Raw genomic sequence first — 3,705 nt, 5'->3', positions numbered from 1 at the left:
AGCTGGAAAAGCTGGTCGTGAAGCCGGACGATGCCGCCGTGGACGAGGCGCTGGCGAACCTGGCCGAGACGGCGCAGGATTTCAAAGCCCGCAAGAAAGGCTCCAAGGCCAAGGACGGCGATCAGGTCGTGATGGACTTCGTCGGCAAGGTCGACGGTGAGGCATTCGAGGGCGGCTCCGCCGAGGATTACCCGCTGGTGCTGGGGTCCAATTCCTTCATTCCGGGCTTCGAGGAACAGCTTGTCGGCGTGAAGGCCGGTGAGGAAAAATCCGTGACCGTGAGCTTCCCCGAAGGCTATCAGGCCGAGCATCTGAAGGGTAAGGAAGCGACGTTCGATTGCACCATCAAAGAGGTGAAGGAGCCGGTCGCCGCCGAGGTGAACGACGATCTCGCCAAGAAGTTCGGAGCCGAGGATCTGGACGCGCTCAAGGGCCAGATCTCCGAGCGGCTGGAAGCGGAATACGCCGGTGCGAGCCGCGCGGTGATGAAGCGCGCCCTGCTGGACGAGCTGGACCGCATGGTCAGCTTCGATCTGCCGCCCTCGCTCGTCGATGCGGAAGCGGGCCAGATCGCGCACCAGCTGTGGCACGAGGAAAACCCGGACGTGCAGGGCCACGACCACCCCGAGATCGAGCCGACGGATGAGCACAAGAAACTGGCTGAGCGCCGGGTGCGCCTTGGCCTGCTGCTGGCCGAAGTGGGCCAGAAGGCCGAGGTTCAGGTCACCGATGCCGAGATGACCCAGGCGATCATGAACCAGGCGCGTCAGTACCCGGGGCAGGAGCGTCAGTTCTTTGAATTCGTTCAGCAGAACCAGCAGATGCAGCAGCAGATGCGCGCCCCGATCTTCGAAGACAAGGTCGTCGACCACATCGTGGAGAATGCCGAGGTTTCCGAGAAGGAGATCAGCAAGGACGAGCTTCAGAAGCGTGTCGAGGAACTCGAAGACGAGTGATCGCCCGCACGGTTTGACATGTCAGGGCCGTCCTTCGGGGCGGCCCTTTGCGTTTGGCGGGACTGTTTTGTGGGCAAGCCTAAGTAGAGTTCTGGTAGCGCACCAGAGTAGATGGCTGCTGCGCCGGTCCGTGGTCGCACCAAGTTACCTCATGGACAATTCGACCAGATCCGCATCAGAGTGCGGTATGAGAGACAAATCCACATGGTTCGATAGTTCGCCCGAAACGACTGGAAGGCCGTGCCGATTGCCGCCGCGAGAGCCGTCATGACCGATCGCCATTCATCCGACACCTATGTTGTCGGCGTCATGAAGATGGAAGTCGAGGGGCGGGACTCGGAGCGGTTTGGCGATGTTGTCGCCCGCGCTGTCGCGACGCTTGATGAGGTCTTTTCACAAGAATTGCAGCTCCGGACCCAAACACTGGCATTCGCGGGCGCACATCTTACGCCCGGTGCAGGCAATTACGCGCCGCTGGACTTTCTCGAAATCGGATTGGCCGAAAAGCTCGAACGTGATCTGCCTTTCCTGCTTATCATTACCGAAGTCGACCTCTCCTCAAAATCTCTCGCCTATACGCTGGCGCTACCGAGCCAGCTTACAAACATCGCGGTCATTTCGACCCGGCGGCTCGATCCCGCGTTCTGGGGTGACGAGTCTGATCCGGACCGCACCGCGGATCGGCTCGCTGCTCTGATGTTGCATTGTTTTGGCCATCTGAACGGGCTGCGCCATAATGCTGATCCGACGAAGGCGATGTTTGCAATCGAAGGGGTTCAGGACCTCGACCGCATGGCGCGGTTCGACGCGGACGAATTGCAGCAAATCGCGCGCAATTTACCGCGCGAGGCCCGAGAACGTTCAACCCGCGATGACAAGGTAAGGTTCACGCTGCGGATGCTCTTTGAGGATGCGGGAGCCATCGCACGGGCGGTCGTTCGCGCCAACCCGTTTCGATTGCTCACGATGATGCCGACGATGCTGGCGGCCGCACTATCTGTCATCGTCGTGTTGGTGTTCAGCGCAGAGACCTGGGATGTCGCGAGCGCTGTTTCGATGCCGCAGATCCTGTCCTTTTCGCTTATGTGTCTCGCTTCCGCGGCATTCGTGCTTTACCGGGCCTTCGCGTTCGACACGCTGCTCAGCCGCGACCGAAGGATCACGGAGTCAGGGATCGTGACGATGGCGGCGACCATCCTCTGCCTGGTACTCACGCTTTTGCTGATGTTCCTGTTCTTCGGCGGCCTGATGTATCTGGTCATCATCTCCGTTTTTCCGGAAAGGCTGATGGAAAGCTGGCCGGGCACCGGGGACGCGACGACCACCATCGATCACCTCAAGCTCAGCCTGTTCCTTGCCGCCATGGGCGTACTCGCAGGATCGCTTGGCGGACGCTCGGACAGCCGTGACCTCGTGCGCGGTGTATTGTTCTTCACTGAGGAGACCTGAAGCAGACCAGCCGGAAGCGGAGCATTTTCAGCTGTCATCCTCAGGGGCGGGTGGCATCGCTTCCAGCATGTCGAGGGCCGCGGCGATGTCGTCGAAGGGAAGGCCGGAGACCTCGGCGAACGGGCGGTTCCACCAGCGGGATGCCAGCAGCCGTTCAATGGTCACCTCGTCAAAGCGGTAGCGCAGCACCGATGCCGGGCTTCCGACGACGATAGCATAGGGCGGCACATCCTTGTTCACGAGTGCATTGCCGCCGATGACGGCACCTGTGGCGATGGTCACGCCGCGCAGGATCAGGGCGTTGGCGCCGATCCAGACGTCGTGGCCGATGGTGACGCCCGCACCTTCGTCGAAAGGGACGCGGTCGACCGCCTCATACTCCGGCTGGCCGCCGAAGTGGTAGCTGCGATACTGGAAGGGGTGGGTGCTCAGGAAATGCGTGGGGTGGGCCACCGCGCCGATGTTCACGGCGCGGGCGATGGAGCAATAGCGCCCGATGCGGGTGCCGCGGCCGCATACGGTGAACTCCGACACATAGCTCATCGCGCCCATGAAGCAGTTGGGGCCGAGGATGGAAAGCCGCTCCATCATGATCGGCGTTTCATGGCGCGCGGACCGGCTGATCCGGGCGCGTTTGTGGATGTCGTTTTCCATGCGCCCGAGTTAGGGCGCAGGCAGGCAGGTTGTCACGCGGAAAATACGCCCGCGTGTCAGCCGGCGCGCAGACCCGTTTCCACCAACATGCCGCGTTTTTTGGCTTCGTAGTAATAGCCGCGCGAATACCATTTGACCGCCGTGTCGAAACTGCCGTTGGCCAGAAGCCATGCGCCGCGCAGGTATTTTACCGCGAATTGCAGGTTGGTGTTCGCGTCCAGCAGTTCAGAAGGCTCGCCCCGAAAGCCCATGGTGCGGGCTGTGGCGGGCAGGATCTGCAAGAGGCCGTAGTAGGGGCCGTTGCGGGCATGGGGGCGATGGGTGCTTTCGCGAATGGCGAGGCGGTGGACCAGCGGGCGGGGCACACCGTAGTGGTCGGCCCAGTAGTTGATCTGGCGGCGCAGTTCCGGCGTCTCGTTGGGGTGAAGCGGCGGACCCGCAGGCAGGGGCGGGGGGGTGACCATGTCCGGTGTAGCGGCGCTGCAGCCGGTCAATGCGGTGGCGACGATGAAGGAAAGGAACGCGCGTCTGGTGGTCAGGGACATGTCAGTCAGCCGGTGTTGTTTCGCTGCCGGGACATTTGCCAAAAGCGGCGCATGAAACAACCTTGGCGTTCCAACGCCTCCCAGCCGCTGGCAGGGCGCCG

4 protein-coding genes are annotated in these 3,705 nt (G+C 62.1%); 2 read left to right on the top strand and 2 right to left on the bottom strand.

The window, feature by feature from the left end; translation table 11 throughout:
• Window positions 1–956: trigger factor (gene tig / locus A3764_RS14695; protein WP_067951709.1), on the top strand; the 956-nt coding region annotated here is incomplete at its 5' end.
• Between the two features lie 267 nt (window positions 957–1,223).
• Complete coding sequence (locus A3764_RS14690; RefSeq protein WP_067919732.1) at window positions 1,224–2,405, top strand: hypothetical protein; 1,182 nt, start codon at window positions 1,224–1,226, stop codon at window positions 2,403–2,405.
• A 27-nt stretch (window positions 2,406–2,432) separates the two neighbouring features.
• Here A3764_RS14690 and A3764_RS14685 read toward each other — a convergent pair whose 3' ends face one another.
• Together A3764_RS14685 and A3764_RS14680 are read right to left on the bottom strand one after the other, a co-directional pair.
• On the bottom strand, window positions 2,433–3,059 hold the full coding sequence (locus A3764_RS14685; RefSeq protein ID WP_082851121.1) for a CatB-related O-acetyltransferase: 627 nt from the start codon (window positions 3,057–3,059) through the stop codon (window positions 2,433–2,435).
• A gap of 56 nt (window positions 3,060–3,115) precedes the next feature.
• Window positions 3,116–3,604 carry a lytic transglycosylase domain-containing protein gene (locus A3764_RS14680; RefSeq protein WP_067919730.1) on the bottom strand — a complete coding sequence of 163 codons (489 nt, stop codon included), beginning with the start codon at window positions 3,602–3,604 and terminating at the stop codon, window positions 3,116–3,118.
• Window positions 3,605–3,705 lie beyond the last annotated feature (101 nt).

Source organism: Sulfitobacter sp. HI0129 (assembly GCF_001635395.1).
GTDB lineage: Bacteria > Pseudomonadota > Alphaproteobacteria > Rhodobacterales > Rhodobacteraceae > Sulfitobacter.
The sequence above is the reverse complement of the archived record's forward strand: the minus strand, read 5'-3'. Positions and strand labels throughout refer to the sequence as shown.

What these genes read in the sequence shown, in the direction of transcription:
- A3764_RS14690 (WP_067919732.1), top strand. Translation starts at nt 1,224, where the DNA reads ATGACCGATCGCCATTCATCCGACACCTATGTTGTCGGCGTCATGAAG.
- A3764_RS14685 (WP_082851121.1), bottom strand. Translation starts at nt 3,059, where the DNA reads ATGGAAAACGACATCCACAAACGCGCCCGGATCAGCCGGTCCGCGCGC.
- A3764_RS14680 (WP_067919730.1), bottom strand. Translation starts at nt 3,604, where the DNA reads ATGTCCCTGACCACCAGACGCGCGTTCCTTTCCTTCATCGTCGCCACC.